Here is a 16,502-nt window from a genome sequence, read left to right on the forward strand (position 1 = left end):
GTCATCCACTGCGACGTCAGGCGGTGTTCCTTGCGCAAGTTGTCCTCTCTCCTCCTCGTCCCCCTGGTGGCGGCGGCGACCCTGGTCACGGTTGGTGCACCGGCGACCGCTCATCCGGCGAAGCCATTCCCGGCCCGGATCGCCCTGCCGAACGGATTCACCCCCGAAGGGCTGACGATCGGTCGCGGGACGACCGTGTACGTGGGATCTATTTTGGACGGAGCGGTGTGGCGGGGCGACTTACGCACCGGCCGCGGGTCGGTGCTGATCCCCGGCACACCGGGCACCGACAAGGCGGGCCTCAAGCTCGACCCACAGGGCCGACTCTGGACAGCCGACTTCTCCGGAGGCGGCGCCAGCGTGTACGACGCGGGCACCGGCGCCAAGCTGGCCCACTACCAGTTCACCGATGAGCCGGGCAGCTACGTCAACGACCTGGTGATCACGGACCGGGCGGTCTACTTCACCGACTCGGGCCGGCAGGTCCTGTACGTCGTACCGCTGGGTCCGGGTGGTCGCCTGCCGGCCCCCACCGCGTTCCGGGTCCTCCAGCTCACCGGCCCGGCCGCGACGCCGGACGTCTACCACAATGGGATCGTGGCGCTGCCGGACGGGGATCTGCTGGTCGCGCAGATGCTCAGCGGTCAGCTCGTGCGGGTCGACCCGCGCACCGGCGGCAGCCGCGTCGTCGACCTCGGTGGCTACTCGGTGGAGCGGGCCGACGGGCTGGTGCTGCGGGGGCGCACCCTCTATGTGATCCGCAACCTGACCAACGTCATCGCCGTGGTCCGGATGAACGCCGGCTACACCGCCGGGGTGGTCCAGCGGGAGATCACCGGCTCGCAACTGCGGTCGCCAGCCACCGGCGACCTGCTCGGCTCGGCGTTGTACGTGGTCAACGGCCGGTTCGACGTGGAGTCGACGCCGAGCACCGACTACGACATCGTCCGCGTGCCAGCCTGATTCAGGTGGTCGGCGGTGGCCCACCGCGGTCGCCGCCGACCAACCGGGGTCACCGTCGACCGGCCTCGCTCAGAGCGCGGGCGGCGTCGAGTCGAGGCAGATTTCCGCGTGCACCTTTCCGCCGTCCTCGCGCAGTTTCGCGCCGCATTTTTCGAGTACGGAGACCGCGCCGAAATTGTCCCGGGTCGTCTCCGCCACGACGGCCCGCATGCCGGCCCGTGCGGCCTCGTTCAGCAGCTCGCGCAGGGCGACGACGCCGATCCCCTGGCCCCGGGCCGAGCGCCCGAGCCACATGCCGGTCTCCACCGTGCCGGGCTCGTCACAGCGAGTCATCCGGACCATGCCCATGACCTCGCCGCCGACGAGGATCGCGTACATCTGGGAACCGGTAGGGCCGTCCAGGCCACCGAAACTGGCCCGGTGAAAGTCCCGGAACGCCTCCCGGCGGGCGAGCGACCAACCTGCGGGCGCCTCGACCGGAGGCATCACGTCATCCGGCTCGGCCTCGGCAGCCGCTACGGAGAGCAACGGCTCCAGGTTCTGCTCGTCCACCGGCTCCAGCCGGACCGCACCCGCCACGTGCCGCAGTCTGCCGGCCTCAATGGTCGAAGTCCACCCCATTGGACATCCAGTGGCGGTCCGGTCAGTCGTACCGGCCGGTCGGGCGGCGTGGGTGTTCCTCCTCACGCTCCGTTGTCACCCGTCGGGGTAGAAAATTTCTGATCCGCCTACTCGAACTCGCAGAACACCACCGAGGCGTCGTCGGTGGGCTTGTGCCGGCGCAGCCGATCCGGGTGGTCGCGCTCGGCGGCCCGGACCCGGTCGATCAACCCGCCCGGCCCGTCGGTGCTCAGCAGGTCCAGCAGACCGGCCCAGTCGGTCAACCCGAACTGCTCGACCGCGCTGGACGCGCCGTCACTGAGCAGCGCCGCCCGGCGTACCGCCGCCGGGCCGTGCCGTGGCAGGGTCCCGGTCACCGCGTGGAAGGCCGCGTCGGGGTCCGCCGCCGCGACCCAGTAGCCGTGGGTGCGGTTCATCCGCTCCCGCTGGACGCTCACGGCGTGCCGGAACCGGGTGACCGGGTCCGCCCCACCACCCGGCACGGCCGCGACCGTCTCCCGCAGCTCCGCCATGGCCGTGTCCAGCCGGTTGTCGGTCACCACGCTGACCTGGCCGCCGGTGTCCAGGACCAGTGGACTGTCGCAGAGCACCAGGTAGTCCACCTGGTCGCCGCAGTCACGCAGCAGGCAGACCGTGCTGGACGGGGTGCCCGGATGGTCGAGGTCGCACTGCCCGCCGTGGTCGGCGCGTACGGCGAGGATGGCCGCGGCCAGGTTGCTGGTCAGCCGGGCCGCCGGGCGGACCGCTTCCGCCACACCGATCCGGGCGGCCAGGTGCCGGACGTACCACTCCGGCCCGTGAACGCAGCCGGTGTCGAAGCCGTCCGGCACTGTCGCGCCGTCCAGGACGCCGACCAGCGGACCGAACCGGAAGACCAGGTCCTCGTTGACCGGCCGGGCCGGGGCCGGCGCGGACGCGGAGTGAACCCGCATCGCCCGCCCCGGCCCCGACGCGCCCATCGGGTCAGCGCTGCCGAAGGTCGTCGGCGGCCCCATGGGCCTCTCCCTGCACCTGACGGGCGGCCGAGCGGCCCTGGTCGCCTACCGCGGACATCCCGTGCTGTGCGCTGGCGCGCACCGACTGTGCCGCCTGCTGTGCGGGCTCCCGCAGGTTGTCCTGCACCTGGTGGCCGACCTGACTCGCCTGCTCACGCAGCTGATCGGAGTGCTCGCTGACCATGTCGCGGGCCCGTCCGGCGAGTTGCCGCTCGCGCCCGCTCGGCGGGATGAGCGAGGCAGCCAGCAGGCCGACGCCGAAGGCGACCAGGCCAGCGGCCATCGGGTTGCCCTGAGCCCGCTCGCGGGACTGCTGCCCGAGAGAACGGGTCTCGTCGCGGACCGAGCCAGCCGCGTGGGACACCCGCTGGCCGGTCTCCTGCCCCATGTGACTCGAGCTGCCCATCATCTTCTCCTTCGCTCGGGTGAACGCATCCCGGGCCTGCCCGGCACGGTCACCGGCGATCCGACGCGGGTTGACCTTGTCAGTCAGCGCGTCGACGTCATAGCTCAACTCGGTGCGGGTGGTCTCGATCTCCCGCCGGATCCGATCCGGATCACTGGACACGATCTGTCTCCTCCCGACTCGTTCACCGACCCCGCAGGGCGTCCGGCAACTCCCGAGCAGTCTGCTTCGTCCGGGGCAGAACCGCACGCGCCCGCTTCAGCTGGGTCCGGGCGTTGATGAAGAGACCACCGGCAACGGCGGCCCAGAGGACCGCGACGATCAACGCCGCCCACCCCTGGTCCATCGTGTTGGACAGCCCCCACCAGAGGGCGTACGACACGAAGAGCACCGCCAGGAACCCGGCCAGCCCGGCGCCGCCGAACATGCCGCCAGCCTTGCCGGCCTGGCTGACCTCTTCGCGGAGTTCGGCCTTGGCCAGCTCGACCTCCTTGCGCACCAGGGTGGACATGTCCCGGGTCACATCGCCCAGCAGCTCACCGACCGAGGCCTGGGTCCGTTCCTTCTCGGGGGCGCTCACGGGGCCACCCCACCCGGCAGGTCGGACGACTGTCGGCCGGCGGGCGAGACGTTCTGCGCCCGTGCCGTACCCACGTAGGGCTGACCAGTCTCCGCCGGCGCGCCCTGCGGTTGCGACGGCCCGCCGGCTGCGCTGCCCGTTCCACCGTTGCCGGAGGCCGACGCCGTCAGGCCACGGGTGAGCCGCCCGACCAGCAATCCAGCCACCGCCGCGCCCGCGAGGAATGTCCCCGGGTGGCGCCGCGCGTACGTGCGGACATCATCGAGCACCTCGCCGGGCTCGCGCTCGTCGAGCCACCCGGCGGCCTGCTGGGCGGCGTCGGCGGCCTTGCGCACCACCTGACCGGCCAGTCCGGAATCGCCGTCCCGTTCGGCCATCGAGCTGAGGTTCTGCCCCAGGTCGCGAAGTCCCTCAGCCGCTCGCCGCTGCTGCGTCTGCGCCTGGTCACGAAGCTGCCCACCGGCCTCGCCGGTCAACTGCCGGGCCTGGTGCCGCGCCTCGGCGGCCACCTGCCCGCCCTGTTCGGCAGCGGCATGGGCGACCTGACCCCCGGCCTGGGTGGCCTGCTGGCCGACCCGGGAGGCCTCCTGTCGAGCCTGCTGCGCTCTGCCGCTCTGGTTCGTAGCCGTCATCCTCCGCTCCCTTCCTGAGTCCGGGGTCGCGTGGCGACCTCGGAACGCCTCCCGCCTACCCGCCTGGTCAGCCGGCATGCGGTTCTGCCGTCCGGCCCGGTCGCGAGGATCGGCGACGGAGGCGGCAACGGGAGAAAACCGAGGAATCAGACGCCAGGGCGCGAAGGGAGCAACGCGGTCAGCGGCGCCGGTTGCGGGCGCGCGACGAGCGCAGGCGGCGCAGCCGGCCGATCAGCAGCGGCTCGGCGGCGAGCGCGGCCGGGTTGTCCAGCAACCCGTTGAGCAGTTGGTAGTAACGGGTCGAGGAGATCCCGAAGGTGTCCCGGACGGCCTGCTCCTTGGCGCCGGCGTGCCGCCACCACTGCTGTTCGAAGGCGAGGATGGCCCGCTCCCGCTCGGTCAGCCCGGGCGGCGGATCAGCGGGCGGCGCAGGCTCGTCGATGGTCTCGGCGGACAGCACCGACTCGTCCGTGGTCTCGATGGACGGCGCCGGCCGGGGAGTCGGGACGATCGGCCCGGCCGGCGCCGCCGCGTCACCCGGACGAGCGTCGGTGGACGGCTCGGGAGTGGCGGGGGTGGCGTCGGCGGACATGTCGCTCAGCCTAGTCAGCGGCGACCAGGGACGCAGCAAGCGGCGCGGCCGCTCCGCACCGTCGGGAACCCCGACGGCCGGGCCGGCCGCGCCGCGTCACTTCGGTCAGGTCAGGAGATGTCGCGGCGACGCATCGCCCAGAGCGCCGCCCCGAGGATCACCACCACCCCGACCGAGAGCAGGACGGAGGACTGCTGCCAGGTGATGTCCAGAGTGTCCGGCTTGCACTCTCCGTAGTAGGTCGCGTTGCAGGAGTTCCAGTCCTGGAGGGTGACGGTCTTCGTCATCCAGGCCAGCGCGTACGTGGGCAGCAGGAACGCCTCGGCCCAGCGCACGTTCGCCATCGCCAGCAGGATGCCCAGGCCGAACTGGCCGACCACCATCAACGCCACGACACCGCCGAGTGCCATCGCGGTGTGCCGGCCCAGCGACGCCAGGGCGAAGCCGATCGTGGTGAGGACCAGCACCAGCACCACGCCGCGCAGCCCGGTCAGCATGAACGACTGCCAGGCACCGGAGGTCATCTTCTCGGTGCTGCCCCGGAAGGACGCGACCGCCCAGAACCCGGCGAACCAGAGCACCGCGGCGGGCAGCGTGACCGCCAGGATGCCGGTCAGCAGCGCGGCCAGCTTGGTGAGCAGCACGGTGAGCCGCTTGGGTCGCCAGAGCAGCAGGTTCATCATGCCGCCGGTGCTCCACTCGGCACCGACGAAGGACGCGCCGATCACGAACCCGACCAGGGCGAGGATCGCCGCGAACGGGATCAGCGTCTCGTCGAACGTCTCCCGGAAGTCGAACGTCGAGGGCAGGAACCACTGCGCCTCGATCTGGTCCCGCGACGGCGCCGTGATCATCGAGCAGTCGTCCGGGTAGCGGCCGTCGTTCGGCGTGCCGGCCGTCTTGGCCTGCTCGCACGCGACGCGCTCCTGCTCGATGTAGCGCACCTGCTCCTGGTACTGCTGGTCGGCCTGACGCTCAGCCCGGGCGAGCTGCTCGGCGCCGAGCTTCTGGTTGCTGAAGAAGACCCCGATCACCACCGCGGCCAGCACCAGCAGACCGAGCAGTGTCATGTACCGGCTGAAACGCCGCTTGGTGAGCCGGCGCAACTCCGTCCGAAAGAGGCTCACGCGCCCCACCCTCCTCCGGCGGGGCCGGGCTGACCCGCCCCGCCGACCTTCATGGACTCGTCGACCTGCCGGTGCTGACCGGGGACCGGCGCGGTGGCGGTCAGTTCGAGGAAGACGCTCTCCAGATCGACGGCGATCGGCGCCAACTCGCTGACATAGAGGTTCTGCTCGGCGAGCAGCCGTGTCACCGAGGCCGGCTTGTCGACGCCGGCGAGCATCAGGTGGTCGGGGTGCCCGGTGACCTGGATCCCCGCCCGGGTGAGCGCCTCGGTGGCCGCCGGCAGGTCGCTGACCGCTTCCAGCCGGATCCGGACCGCACTGGACGAGTGCTGCGCGAGCACCTCGTCGACCGGGCCGAAGGCGACCCGCCGACCCAGCGAGATGATGGTGACCGAGTCGCAGATCAGCTGGATCTCGCCGAGGATGTGGCTGGACAGCACCACTGTCATGCCGGATTCGGCGAGGGTACGCATCAGCGTGCGCATCTCCCGGATGCCGCCCGGGTCGAGGCCGTTGGCCGGCTCGTCGAGGATGAGCAGCTTCGGGTTCTTCAGCAGGGCCGAGGCCACGGCGAGCCGCTGCTTCATGCCCAACGAGTACGTCTTGACCCGCTCACCGGACCGGTCGCGCAGCCCGACGAGTTCCAGCACCTCGTCGACCCGGGTGGCCGGCACCTCGCCGGCACCGGCCAGCAGGGACAGCGTGTCCCGTGCCGAGAAGTGCGGGAAGAACTGCGGGCTCTCCACGATCGCGCCGACCTGGCCGGCGACGGCGGGCAGCGCGTCGGGCACCTCGTGCCCGAGCAGTGACATCCGCCCTCCGTCGGGCCGGATCAGGCCGAGCAGAGTACGCAGAGTGGTCGTCTTGCCGGATCCGTTGGGGCCGAGGAAGCCGTGCACCTGCCCCGCGTCGACCCGCATGTCGAAGCCGTCGAGCGCGTTGCGGGTGCCGCGTCGACGACTCTTGTACGTCTTACGTAGACCTTCGATCTCCAGGACAGCTGGCAAGCTGCACCTCCCCCGATGGGTGGGCGTGACAGCCGACACCATACGCGGTATGCAGACGCCCGCAATACGCGGTATGCATCGACGCGCCGATCGGGCTACTTCATCGACGGAACGTGACGGCTCAGGCGCAGATGACCTGTACGCCGGCGGCGCGGAACCCCTCCACCACCGTCGGGTCGGCACCGGAGTCGGTCACCAGCGTCTCCACCCGTTCGACCGGGCAGATCCGGGCGAAGGCGTGCCCGCCCAGTTTGGACGAGTCCGCGATGATGACCACGCGCTTGGCCCGGGCCACCATCAGGTTGTTCATCGCCGCCTCACCCTCGTGGTGTGCTGCGGCGCCGAGCTGCGGGTCGATCGCGTCCACGCCGAGCAAAGCGACGTCCAGGGTGACCTCGCGCAGCAGCGCCCCGCCCAGCGGGCCGACGAGTTCGAACGACTTCGGGCGCACCACCCCGCCGGCCACCACGACCTTCATCCGGGACCGGACCAGCAGCTCGTTGGCGATGTTGAGCGCGTTGGTCACCACGGTGAGCTGGGCGCCCTCGGCACTGGTGTTGAGGTCCGGCCGGACGGCGAGCGCCCTCGCGACCTCGGTGCTGGTGGTGCCGCCGTTCAGGCCGACCACCGTGCCCGGCGTGACGAGCGCGGCGGCGGCAGCCCCGATGCGCTGCTTCTCCGCCGAGTGCTTGGCCGTCTTGTAGCGCAGGGGCAGGTCGTACGAGACGCCGTTGGCGACCGCGCCGCCCCGGGTCCTCGTGATCATCTGCTGCTGGGCGAGCTGGTCGAAGTCACGCCGGATGGTGGCCTGGGAGACGTCGAGCCGCTCGGCTGCCGCCTCCACGCTGACCCGGCCGTTGTCGGTCAGCATTTCGAGCAGGGCGTTCCATCTGGCGTACCGGTCCACCGCGGAGGCCCTCCCAGTAACTGCACGGACGGTGATTGATTGCGTGCACACTAGTGCGCGAAACTAGGCTGGCGCAAAAGACTGACCTGCGCGATCGGCTGGTCGGTTGCCACGGCCACCCGCGTTCGCGCAGAATAACGCGCGAAATGCGGGTCTAACGAGCCGTATTGCGCACCGGTCGCCCCTGCGAGGAGTTTCCCATGGCGTACGTGGACGCGGAGATCGCGAGCCAACCCGACTGTTGGCGGGAGGCCGCCGAGCTGGCCGACGTCGTACGCGGTGACCTGCCGCGCCGCGGTGAGCGGGTCGCCGTCGTCGGTTGCGGCACGTCGTGGTTCATGGCGATGGCGTACGCGGCCCGCCGCGAGCAGGCCGGCCAGGGCGAGACCGACGCGTTCCAGGCATCCGAGTTCCCCGCCGGCCGCCAGTACGACCGGCTGATCGCGATCACCCGCTCGGGCTGCACGACGGAGGTGCTGGACCTGCTCGCCGCGCTGCGCGGGCGTACACCCACCACCGTCATCGTCGGCGACCCGGCGTCCCCGGCGGTCGATTTGGCCACCGCCACGGTCGCCATGCCCTTCGCCGACGAGCGGTCGGTGGTGCAGACCCGCTTCCCGACCACGGCCCTGGCCCTGCTCCGGGCCCACCTGGGCGACCCGGTGACCGCGCTCGCCGCCGACGCCGAGGTGGCCGTGCGCTCCCCGCTGCCGATCGACCCGGCCACCATCGGGCAGGTCACCTTCCTCGGTCGGGGGTGGACGGTCGGGTTGGCCCAGGAGGCAGCGCTGAAGTGTCGCGAGACGGCCACCTTCTGGGCCGAGGCGTACCCGGCGATGGACTACCGGCACGGCCCCATCTCGGTCGCCGCGCCCGGCCGGCTGGTCTGGGCGTTCGGCGAGCTGCCCGAGGGTCTCCCCGAGGACGTGGCCGCCACCGGCGCCGCCTTCGTGCACAGCCGCACCCACGGTTGGCGCACGGTGCTGGGCAGTTGGTCCGCCGGTCGCACCCCGGTCGACCCGATGGCCGACCTGATCCTGGCGCAACGCTTCGCTGTCGCGCTCGCCACCAGCCGGGGTCTCGACCCGGACGCGCCCCGGCACCTGAGCCGGTCCGTGGTGTTGGCGTGAGCGCGAGGAGTGAGCCGGGTTTGCGAGCCCCGCAGTCGCGAACCGAGCTGGCCCAGTGAGCGACGCCGTGGACGCCGACCAGGTGGTCGTCGCGCTGGACGTGGGCGGCACCGGCATGAAGTGCGCCCTGGTCCGGCCGGACGGCGTCACGGTACGCACCGAGCGGCACCCCACCAACGCCAGCCGCGGCCCGACGGCAGTGGTCGGCACGATCCTGGACGTGGCCGAAGGGCTTGCCGAGAAGGCCCGCGCCGACGGCCTCACCCCGATCGCTGTCGGCATCGCCGTGCCCGGGGTGGTGGACGAGGCACGCGGAGTCGCGGTCTGGTCGGCGAACGTGGGCTTCCGGGACGTACCCCTGCGGGACCTGGCGGTCAGGCGGCTCGGCCTGCCCACGACGCTCGGCCACGACGTGCGCGTCGGTGGTCTCGCCGAGGCCCGGCTCGGCGCCGGGCGTGGCACCGGACACGTGCTGTTCGTGGCGATCGGCACCGGCATCGCCGCCGCGCACGTCGTCGACGGCAGAGCCGCCGTGGGTGCCCACGACGCCGCCGGGGAGATCGGCCACATCCTGGTCCGACCCGACGGCCCGCGCTGCGGCTGCGGTCGACCCGGCTGCCTGGAGGCGATCGCTTCGGCCTCCGCGATCGGACGCCGCTACGCCGAACTCTCCGGTGCGACAGCCGACGCCCCGGTGACAGCCGCCGAGGTGGCCGAGCGGGCCGCGGCCGGCGAGCCACTCGCCGGCGAGGTCTGGCAGGAGGCCGTCGAGGCGCTCGCCGACGGCCTTGCCACCGGGCAGGCGCTGTACGACGTGGCGACGATCGTGCTCGGCGGCGGCCTGGCCCAGGCCGGCGACCGGCTGCTGACCCCCCTGCGGGCAGCGCTGCACGAGCGAATGACCTTCCACCGGGAGCCGCGGCTGGTCGCGGCTGCCCTCGGCGACGAGGCCGGCTGCCTCGGTGCCGCCCTGCTCGCCCTGGACGCCGTTCGCGTCCGTGACCACCAGGAGAAACGATGACCGTACGGGTGAACGGCCGCGTGGTGACCCCGACCGGTGTCATCCGACAGGGCTGCGTCGAGTGGGACGGGGATCGGATCACCGCGGTGGCCGAATATCCCTCGGTCCGCGACGGGCACTGGATCCTGCCGGGCTTCGTCGACATGCACACCCACGGCGGTGGTGGGCACACCTTCACCACGGGGGATGCCGCCGAGGCTCGGGCGGCGGCCGACTTCCACCTCGCGCACGGCACGACCACCCTGCTGGCGAGCCTGGTCAGCTCGCCATTTCCGCTGATGCGCGCGGCCACCGAGGCGTTCGCTCCCCTGGTCGACGAGGGTGTGCTGGCGGGCGTCCACTTCGAAGGGCCCTACCTCTCCTCAGCACGGTGTGGCGCGCAGAACCCGGAGTACCTGCGCGACCCGTCGACCGACGAGCTGGCCGAGCTGATCGAGCTGGGCCGGGGCGCGGTGCGGATGGTCACCCTCGCCCCGGAACGCGACGGCGCACTGGAGGCGATCAAGCTCCTCACCGCGCAGCGGGTGGTGGCGGCGGTCGGCCACACCGACGCCACGTACGAGCAGACTCGCGCGGCGGTCGCCGCCGGCGCCAGCGTCGGCACCCACCTGTTCAACGGCATGCGTCCCGTGCACCACCGCGAACCGGGTCCGGTGGTGGCCCTGCTCGACGAGCCGACCGTGATCTGCGAACTGGTCGCCGACGGGGTGCACCTGCACGACGGCATGTTGACCTTCGCGACCGCGACCGCAGGCCCGGACCGGGCCGCGCTGATCACCGACGCGATGGCCGCTGCGGGGATGGCAGACGGCGAGTACGAGCTGGGCGGCCAGGCCGTCACCGTGACCGACGGGGTGGCGCGACTGGCCCGTGACGGGTCGATCGCCGGCAGCACTTTGACCATGGACGCCGCCCTGCGGCACGCCGTGGACGCCGGGATCCCGATCTCGGACGCCGCGCGGATGGTGGCCACCACCCCGGCACGGGCCATCGGCCTGGGCGACCAGGTGGGTGCCCTCCAGGTGGGCCTCCGCGCCGACCTGGTGGTGCTGGACGCCGACCTGAAGGTGGTCCGGGTGCTGCGCCGAGGCTCCTGGGTGGAGTGACGCCGCGCCCCTCGACCTCGCTCGTAGCGGTGGGGAGGTGACCGGCCCCTGTTGCGGCCGTCCACTGCGGCCACCTGTTGCGCAGCCTGTAGAGCTGCCCCGGATATGGGGCAGGCGGCGCCGAAAGCCCCGGCGATCGTGGAGAACCGTCCGCGCGGACCGCGCGGACGATCGATGTCGGCACATGGCGCATCACAATTGCCCCATATCTGGGGCAGCTCTACAGGACGTCAGCACCAAGCTGCCGACTCCGGCGTTACGGAAGCGAGCGCAGGTCGGGCCGGTCCGGGGCGAAGCTCAGTTGAGGCTGGGGACTTCCACGCCGAGGATGGCCTGCTCGTCGGGACGGTGCACCAGCACGTCGGCCAGGTACGACTGGACCGCGTGGCGCATCCCGACGTCCCGGCCGGCCTGCTCGGAGAGCAGCCACTTGTGCTCGATGATCTGCGCGAACAGCTCCTGCGGCTCCAGCTTGCGGCGCAGGTGAGCGGGAACGGCCCGGACCACCGGCTCGAAGACCTCGGTGAGCCAGCGGTGCGCGGCCTGCTGCTCGTCGGTCAGGTCGCTCTCCGCCCGATAGGCGTCCAGGTCGTTGAGCAGCTTGCGCGCCTGGTTCTCCTCGGCGTCCAGACCGGTCAGCCGCAGCAGCCGGCGGGTGTGGTAGCCGGCGTCGACCACCTTCGGCCGAACCAGGTAACGCCCGTCGTCGATGGAGGACATGGCCACCTCGGCCACGTCGAAGCCCAGCTCGTTGAGGCGGCGGATTCGGCCCTCGATGTCGTGCCGGGCCTCCCGCTCGACGGCCTGCTCGTAGGTGATCTCGTGCCACAGTCGCTCGTAGCGCTGCACGACCTCCTCGCAGACCACCTCGGGGTCGATGGACTCGTGCAGCAGGCCGGCGGCCTGGAGGTCCAGCGCCTCACCGAAGATGTTCACCCGGGCGATCTCCAGGTCCTCACCGCGCTGACCGTTGGAGAGTGAGTTGTGCAACGCGCCCGTCTCCGCGTCCACCAGGTAGGCGGCGAACGCGCCCGCGTCCCGGCGGAACAGCGTGTTCGACAGCGAGCAGTCACCCCAGAAGAAGCCAGTGAGGTGCATCCGCACGATCAGGGCGGCGAGCGCGTCGAGCAGCCGGCTCATCGTCTCCGGCCGCAGGGTGTGCGAGAACAGCGCCCGGTACGGCAGGGAGAACTGGAGGTGCCGGGTGATCAGGACCGATTCGAGAGGTTCCCCGTCCTCGGTCTGCCGGTCGGCGACGACCGCCACCGCCTCGACCGAGGGAAAGTCGATCCTCTCCAGGGCCCTGAGCAGGTCGTACTCCCGCTCAGCGATCCGCTCGCGAGTCTCCTTGAACGCGTACACGTAGTCACCGAGTCGGACGAACCGGACGATGTGTCGGGAGATGCCCTGCGGCAGGGCCACCAGGTGTTGGGCAGGCCACTCCTCCAGCGGTGTCGACCAGGGCAGGTCGAGCAGCGCCGGGTCCACGAGGGCAGACGTGATCCGCACGGGCACAAGCATGACGCCTCGCCCCCCGCATCCGCCTCACATCGTGGTTGGGCCCACAGCGCCGAACACCCCGGCCTGGCGCCGGGCCGGTAGCGTGGTCGCGTGCTCAAACCCACGGCGGTACGACGTGACCTGCGGCTACGGCCCGTCCGCCCGGCCGGCTGGTGGTTCGACGCGCTGCTGCTGGTCGGGTTCGGCGCGTTGACCCTCGCCCTCGCCGGAGGTGCGTTGCTCGGTCTGGACCTCGCGGTCCGGGAGTGGGCCTACGCCCATCACCCCGCGCCAATCTACTGGACGGCCCGGGTGTTCAACTTCCTCGGGCAGGGTGGATGGCTGCTGATGCCGCTCTCCGGGGCGCTCGCCGTCGCGGTGGCCTGGCGGAGCCGCACCGTCCGGCCACTGCTGCTGCTGGCGGGGGCGTTCGTCCTCCTGTATCTGACGGTCGGGCCACTCAAGGTCCTGACCGACCGGGCCGCGCCCAGCTCCGACCTGCCGCCGACCCAGTCGGTTCGGATCTTCAACGACCTGCCGCCCACCGAGTACGACCTGTCCTACCCGTCCGGGCACGTTGCCAACGCGATCGTCTGGTACGGGGTGATGGCCGTCCTGCTGACCGCGCTCACGGCGGGGCGACTGCACCCGAGCGTGCACCGACTGATCCGATTCGCTCCCCCGGCGATCCTGCTGGTCACGACGACCTACCTGAACTTCCACTGGCTCACCGACGGCGTGGCGGCCCTGCTGCTCGGGGTCTTCCTGGACCGGCTGCTGCACCGGGTGCCCTGGGACGACATCCCGCTCCCCCGCCGGCTACGCGATTGGGACCGGCCGTTCACCTCGTACCCCTAGGGTTTCGGTCCGTGGACCAACTGTCGCGGCGGCTTGGCGTACCCGATGCGGTTGTCATCGGGTTGGGCTCGATGCTCGGCGCGGGCGTCTTCGTGGTCTTCGGCCCGGCCGCGGCGGAGGCCGGCGGCTCCGGGTTGCTGCCCGCGCTGGTGCTGGCCGGTTTCATCGCCTTCTGCAACGCGACCAGCTCGGCGCGGCTGGCGGCCCGCTACCCGGAGTCCGGCGGCACGTACGTCTACGGCCGGGAACGCCTCGGGCCGTTCGCCGGGTTCCTGGCCGGCTGGGGCTTCGTGGTCGGCAAGACGGCGAGCTGCGCGGCGATGGCGTTGACCATCGGGGCGTACCTGTGGCCGGGCCAGGCCCGGTTGGTCGCGGTCGGCGCGGTGCTCGCGGTGACCGGGGTGAACCTGCGCGGCATCGGCAAGACGGCCACCGTCACGAAACTGCTGGTGGCGCTGGTGCTCGCGGTGCTGGCCCTGGTCGCGGTCGTCGGAGTGGCGGGCGGGCCGGTGCACCTGGATCGGCTCGGTGAGCCCGGCGGCTCCGCCCGAGGTGTGCTCACCGCCGCCGGGCTGCTCTTCTTCGCCTTCGCCGGGTACGCCCGGATCGCCACGCTCGGCGAGGAGGTCCGCGATCCGCAGCGGACCATTCCCCGCGCGGTGCCGTTGGCGCTCGGGGCGGTGCTCGCGATCTACGTGGTGTTGGCCGTGGTCACGCTCGGCGTACTCGGCGCCGACCGGCTGGCCGGGTCCGCCGCGCCCCTGGTCGACGTGGTGACCGCCGCCGGGCTGCCCGGCCTGGCCTGGGTGGTCCGCGCCGGGGCCACGATCGCGGTCGTCGGGGTGCTGCTGTCCCTGGTCACCGGGGTCGGCCGGACCACCCTCGCGATGGCCCGCCGCCGCGACCTGCCCGGCGCGCTGGCCGCCGTGCACCCCGTGCACCGGGTGCCGCACCGCGCGGAGCTGGCGGTCGCCGCCGTGGTGATCGTGGTCGTGCTCCTCGGCGACGTACGGGGGGCCATCGGCTTCTCCAGCTGCACGGTGCTGGTCTACTACGCGATCACCAACGCGGCGGCGCTCACACTGGGGCGGGAACCCGGTCGGCGGCTGCCGGTGCAGGTGCTCGCCGGCCTGGGGCTGGTCGGGTGTCTGCTGCTCGCGGTCAACCTGCCCGTGACCAGCGTCCTCGCGGGCTTCGGTGTGCTCGCCGCTGGCGCCGCCTGGTACGCGCTGCGCCTCGCGCGCCGGTGACCTGAGCGGGCCACCGGCGCGCGGGGGTCAACGGCTCAGGCGTCGGTAGCGGCGCACCGCCAGCGGAGCGAACGTCGCGATCAGCAGCATCGGCCACAGCACCGCCAACAGCATGGCGTGCTCCGCCGGCCAGGAGTCGCCACCCAGACCCGGGTTGCCGAACAGTTCGCGGATCGCCGCGACGGTGGCCGACAACGGGTTCCACTCCGAGATCGTCCCGATGACCGGGGGCATCAGCTCCGGCGACACGAAGACATTGGAGATCGCGGTGAGCGGAAACGCCGCCGGGAAGACGATGACGCCGACGGTGTCCGGGCTGCGGACCAGCAGCGCCAGGTAGATCCCCATCCAGGTGATCGCGACCCGCAGCAGCAGGAGCAGCCCGACGGCCAGCAACGCCTTGCCCACACCCTCTCGCCACTGCCAACCGACGAGCAGGCCGCAGACCAGCAGTGTGGACATCTCCAGCAGGGCGCGCAGCAGATCGGCGGCGCTGCGGCCGGTCATCAGGGCGGACCGTGCCATCGGCATCGACCGGAACCGGTCGACCACACCCCGGCTGAGGTCCAGCGCCACGCCGGTCGCGGTAGCGCCGAGGCCGTACAGCATCGTCATCACGAAGACCCCGGGCAGCAGGAACTCGCGATAGTTGCCACCACCGGGCACCTGCATGCCGCTGCCGAACACGTACCCGAAGACCAGCACGAACATGATCGGCAGTGAGAAGTACAGGATCACCTCCTCCGGCTGACGGACGACATGGATCATGTTGCGCCTGGTCATCGTCCAACCGTCGGCTACCGCAGTGGTCATGCCACGTCCGCCTTTCGTCCAGCGCCAACGGGTTCGCGGGCCTCGTCGGGACGATGCCCGGTCAGGTGCAGGAACGCCTCGTCCAACGTGGCGCGTCGCAAGCCGATGTCCTCGACCGCGATCCCCGCGTCGTCCAACGCCCGCACGACGTCGACCAGCCCGGCGACCCGGTCGGCCACCGGCACGCTGAGTTGCCGGATCTCCGGGTCGCGCTCGGGCTCCGCGCCGCAGATCGGCGCGACGATGCCGGCGGCCAGGTCCAGGTCGGCCGCATCGCGCACCACCACCTCGATCCGGTCGCCGCCGGTCATCGACTTCAGTTCGTCCGGTGACCCCTCGGCCACCACCCGACCGGCGTCGATCACCGAGATCCGGTTGGCGAGCTGGTCGGCCTCCTCCAGGTACTGGGTGGTGAGCAGCACCGTCGTCCCCTCGGTGACCAGGGCGCGGACCAGGTCCCACACCTGGTTGCGGCTGCGCGGGTCCAGGCCGGTCGTCGGCTCGTCGAGGAAGAGCACGCGCGGCGTACGGATCAGGCTGGCGGCGAGGTCCAGCCGACGGCGCATCCCACCCGAGTACTCACCGGCGGAGCGGCTCGCCGCCTCGGCAAGCCCGAACCGTTCCAGCAGTTCGGTGGCGCGTTGCCGGGCCTCCCGCCGGCCCAGCCGGAACAGGCGGCCGAACAGTTCCAGGTTCTGCCGACCACTGAGGGTTTCGTCGACTGCAGCGTATTGCCCGGTCAACCCGATCCGGGCCCGCACCTCGTCCGGCTGACGCAGCACGTCGAACCCGGCCACGGTGGCCCTGCCCGCGTCGAAGCGCAGCAGAGTGGTGAGGATCCGTACGGCCGTCGTCTTTCCCGCGCCGTTGGGCCCCAGCAGCCCGTACACAGTGCCGGTCGGTACGGCCAGGTCGAACCTGTCGAGCGCGCGGGTGGGGCCGTACCGTTTGCCCAGACCCTCGGCGACCACCTCGTATGTCGTCATGACCCCAC

General features: G+C 71.7%; 18 protein-coding genes. 6 read left to right on the plus strand and 12 right to left on the minus strand.

Annotated features, from left to right (window positions below; translation table 11 throughout):
* Positions 1-39 precede the first annotated feature (39 nt).
* Entirely contained in the window at positions 40-963 is a 924-nt protein-coding gene (locus tag KBX46_RS04895; protein ID WP_210791175.1) for an SMP-30/gluconolactonase/LRE family protein, read from the plus strand.
* A 69-nt stretch (positions 964-1,032) separates the two neighbouring features.
* Here KBX46_RS04895 and KBX46_RS04900 read toward each other — a convergent pair whose 3' ends face one another.
* From KBX46_RS04900 to KBX46_RS04940, 9 genes are all read right to left on the minus strand, one after another.
* Positions 1,033-1,542, minus strand: coding sequence for a GNAT family N-acetyltransferase (locus tag KBX46_RS04900; protein ID WP_210791176.1), 510 nt, complete (start codon positions 1,540-1,542; stop codon positions 1,033-1,035).
* Positions 1,543-1,691: 149 nt separating this feature from the next.
* A complete protein-coding gene (locus KBX46_RS04905) occupies positions 1,692-2,579 on the minus strand; it encodes a hypothetical protein (RefSeq protein WP_210791178.1) in 888 nt (295 codons plus the stop codon).
* Positions 2,548-3,147 carry a DUF3618 domain-containing protein gene (locus tag KBX46_RS04910; protein WP_210791180.1) on the minus strand — a complete coding sequence of 200 codons (600 nt, stop codon included), beginning with the start codon at positions 3,145-3,147 and terminating at the stop codon, positions 2,548-2,550. The genes KBX46_RS04905 and KBX46_RS04910 overlap by 32 nt, the downstream gene beginning before the upstream one ends.
* Before the next feature lie 22 nt (positions 3,148-3,169).
* Positions 3,170-3,565, minus strand: coding sequence for a phage holin family protein (locus KBX46_RS04915; RefSeq protein ID WP_088950443.1), 396 nt, complete (start codon positions 3,563-3,565; stop codon positions 3,170-3,172).
* A complete protein-coding gene (locus tag KBX46_RS04920; protein ID WP_210791182.1) occupies positions 3,562-4,197 on the minus strand; it encodes a hypothetical protein in 636 nt (211 codons plus the stop codon). Before KBX46_RS04920 ends, KBX46_RS04915 begins: the two co-directional genes overlap by 4 nt.
* Before the next feature lie 178 nt (positions 4,198-4,375).
* Positions 4,376-4,789 (minus strand): DUF3263 domain-containing protein, encoded by a 414-nt coding sequence (locus tag KBX46_RS04925; RefSeq protein WP_210791184.1) that lies wholly within the window; start codon positions 4,787-4,789, stop codon positions 4,376-4,378.
* 110 nt (positions 4,790-4,899) lie between these two features.
* Positions 4,900-5,916 carry an ABC transporter permease subunit gene (locus KBX46_RS04930; protein ID WP_210791185.1) on the minus strand — a complete coding sequence of 339 codons (1,017 nt, stop codon included), beginning with the start codon at positions 5,914-5,916 and terminating at the stop codon, positions 4,900-4,902.
* Positions 5,913-6,923 (minus strand): ABC transporter ATP-binding protein, encoded by a 1,011-nt coding sequence (locus KBX46_RS04935; RefSeq protein WP_099848990.1) that lies wholly within the window; start codon positions 6,921-6,923, stop codon positions 5,913-5,915. The genes KBX46_RS04930 and KBX46_RS04935 overlap by 4 nt, the downstream gene beginning before the upstream one ends.
* Positions 6,924-7,044: 121 nt before the next feature.
* Complete coding sequence (locus KBX46_RS04940) at positions 7,045-7,830, minus strand: DeoR/GlpR family DNA-binding transcription regulator (RefSeq protein WP_088950447.1); 786 nt, start codon at positions 7,828-7,830, stop codon at positions 7,045-7,047.
* Positions 7,831-8,030: 200 nt separating this feature from the next.
* On the opposite strand from KBX46_RS04940, the gene KBX46_RS04945 reads away from it, so the two are divergent.
* The 3 genes from KBX46_RS04945 to nagA are packed head-to-tail and all read left to right on the plus strand — an operon-like array spanning position 8,031 to position 11,087.
* Entirely contained in the window at positions 8,031-8,960 is a 930-nt protein-coding gene (locus KBX46_RS04945) for an SIS domain-containing protein (RefSeq protein WP_210791187.1), read from the plus strand.
* Between the two features lie 55 nt (positions 8,961-9,015).
* Positions 9,016-9,981: an ROK family protein gene (locus KBX46_RS04950; RefSeq protein ID WP_255509063.1), complete on the plus strand. Its 966-nt coding sequence runs from the start codon at positions 9,016-9,018 to the stop codon at positions 9,979-9,981.
* On the plus strand, positions 9,978-11,087 hold the full coding sequence (nagA, locus tag KBX46_RS04955) for an N-acetylglucosamine-6-phosphate deacetylase (protein ID WP_099848996.1): 1,110 nt from the start codon (positions 9,978-9,980) through the stop codon (positions 11,085-11,087). Before KBX46_RS04950 ends, nagA begins: the two co-directional genes overlap by 4 nt.
* A gap of 297 nt (positions 11,088-11,384) precedes the next feature.
* On the opposite strand, the gene KBX46_RS04960 is transcribed toward nagA, so the two are convergent.
* Positions 11,385-12,596, minus strand: a complete 1,212-nt coding sequence (locus KBX46_RS04960) for a DUF4032 domain-containing protein (RefSeq protein WP_371409795.1) — start codon at positions 12,594-12,596, stop codon at positions 11,385-11,387.
* 102 nt (positions 12,597-12,698) lie between these two features.
* Here KBX46_RS04960 and KBX46_RS04965 point away from each other — a divergent pair, with 102 nt between their 5' ends.
* Together KBX46_RS04965 and KBX46_RS04970 are read left to right on the plus strand one after the other, a co-directional pair.
* Positions 12,699-13,445, plus strand: coding sequence for a phosphatase PAP2 family protein (locus tag KBX46_RS04965; protein WP_088950451.1), 747 nt, complete (start codon positions 12,699-12,701; stop codon positions 13,443-13,445).
* Between the two features lie 11 nt (positions 13,446-13,456).
* Positions 13,457-14,695 (plus strand): APC family permease, encoded by a 1,239-nt coding sequence (locus KBX46_RS04970; protein WP_210791190.1) that lies wholly within the window; start codon positions 13,457-13,459, stop codon positions 14,693-14,695.
* 27 nt (positions 14,696-14,722) lie between these two features.
* On the opposite strand, the gene KBX46_RS04975 is transcribed toward KBX46_RS04970, so the two are convergent.
* Both KBX46_RS04975 and KBX46_RS04980 read right to left on the minus strand, forming a co-directional pair.
* Positions 14,723-15,508: an ABC transporter permease gene (locus KBX46_RS04975; RefSeq protein WP_210791192.1), complete on the minus strand. Its 786-nt coding sequence runs from the start codon at positions 15,506-15,508 to the stop codon at positions 14,723-14,725.
* Positions 15,505-16,494 (minus strand): ATP-binding cassette domain-containing protein, encoded by a 990-nt coding sequence (locus KBX46_RS04980; protein WP_088950454.1) that lies wholly within the window; start codon positions 16,492-16,494, stop codon positions 15,505-15,507. Before KBX46_RS04980 ends, KBX46_RS04975 begins: the two co-directional genes overlap by 4 nt.
* Positions 16,495-16,502 lie beyond the last annotated feature (8 nt).

The sequence above is a fragment of the Micromonospora sp. C81 genome (genome assembly GCF_018070425.1).
Lineage (GTDB): Bacteria > Actinomycetota > Actinomycetes > Mycobacteriales > Micromonosporaceae > Micromonospora > Micromonospora zamorensis.

What these genes read in the sequence shown, in the direction of transcription:
- KBX46_RS04905 (WP_210791178.1), bottom strand. Translation starts at nt 2,579, where the DNA reads ATGGGGCCGCCGACGACCTTCGGCAGCGCTGACCCGATGGGCGCGTCG.
- KBX46_RS04945 (WP_210791187.1), top strand. Translation starts at nt 8,031, where the DNA reads ATGGCGTACGTGGACGCGGAGATCGCGAGCCAACCCGACTGTTGGCGG.
- KBX46_RS04920 (WP_210791182.1), bottom strand. Translation starts at nt 4,197, where the DNA reads ATGACGGCTACGAACCAGAGCGGCAGAGCGCAGCAGGCTCGACAGGAG.
- nagA (WP_099848996.1), top strand. Translation starts at nt 9,978, where the DNA reads ATGACCGTACGGGTGAACGGCCGCGTGGTGACCCCGACCGGTGTCATC.
- KBX46_RS04925 (WP_210791184.1), bottom strand. Translation starts at nt 4,789, where the DNA reads ATGTCCGCCGACGCCACCCCCGCCACTCCCGAGCCGTCCACCGACGCT.
- KBX46_RS04980 (WP_088950454.1), bottom strand. Translation starts at nt 16,494, where the DNA reads ATGACGACATACGAGGTGGTCGCCGAGGGTCTGGGCAAACGGTACGGC.
- KBX46_RS04975 (WP_210791192.1), bottom strand. Translation starts at nt 15,508, where the DNA reads ATGACCACTGCGGTAGCCGACGGTTGGACGATGACCAGGCGCAACATG.